The following is a 1,067-nucleotide window of genomic DNA, read 5'->3' as shown; positions in this document are numbered from 1 at the left end:
TAAAACCTCGCACTATAAATCTTTTTGTTGTTCAGGGAGATTCGGGTTCATCTCGTTAGATAGTAAAACATCTAACAGAATTCATTCGTGATTATATATTCCCTCTGTGTTCTCTGTGGCTCTGTGGTTATATCCTGAACGGTTACTTCCCTTTATTGAACCACAATCAATTTTTTGGTTACCGTTACCTCTCCTGATTCATCAGCCGCTGTAAGTCTATAAATATATAATCCTGTAGCCACTTTTTTCCCGGCATTATTTTCACAATTCCAGATAATTGCATCATTACCCGGTGGATATACCCCATGACTTCCTTGTTTTCCTTGAGGAGATGCAGACGAATATTCTTTAGTCCAAACTTCATCTCCCATAATCGTATATATTTTAAGAGTAACTTTTGCATCTCTAATCAAGTCATATCTGAAGGTAACTCTACCGCCTTTAGTTGGGTTGGGATATGCAAAAACACTTTCTTTGAATGTTTCTGCTTTTTCTGCTATTTCCGGGATAACATACATAATCGCATACATTTCTCGAATAATCTTTGTCTTGTAAGTCATTTGTTTATTATCTTGGTTCAGGTGGCCTGTAGTAATTTTTGCCCAATTTTTTCCATCGTATTCATAGATTGCCAGGTCTGCTTCTGTAAGAGAGCGTTGGTATAAATCATTTACATCCTCCTGGGTATAATACATAATGAGCTCAACTTCATTACTAAATTCCATTTTATTTGCAACTGGGGTTCCATTAAGGAAGAATTGGACTACTGGTTTTACCACTACATATCCAGTTCTTGTTGTAGTAGAAGTTCCAGCGGTTACAGTATTTGTTCCTACAACAGGAAGACCATTAACCGTAGTAGATTCCGGAATCTTTAAGCAAGTAACCCATTCTTTATATTGATAGTGATAATATTGAACATCTACTGCCTTAGGCGTAGGATACATAATGGCATAGGAATCTTCTAAAATTACATCCGTATCTACAGATAAATTCACTGTAATTTTGTTATTGTTTCTATCTATATCATTAACTCCACTTATGTTCTGCCAGATTGTTCCATTATA

The 1,067-nt window shown here is 35.8% G+C and carries 1 protein-coding gene; it reads right to left on the bottom strand.

Features of this window, described 5'->3' with window-relative positions; translation table 11 throughout:
- Positions 1-152 precede the first annotated feature (152 nt).
- Positions 153-1,067 (bottom strand): hypothetical protein (locus tag AB1414_21420; protein MEW6609971.1); only part of this gene is annotated, 915 nt, incomplete at its 5' end.

It is taken from the genome of bacterium (genome assembly GCA_040755795.1).
In the GTDB taxonomy this organism is placed as follows: Bacteria; UBA9089; CG2-30-40-21; order CG2-30-40-21; family SBAY01; genus JBFLXS01.
The sequence above is the reverse complement of the archived record's forward strand: the minus strand, read 5'-3'. Positions and strand labels throughout refer to the sequence as shown.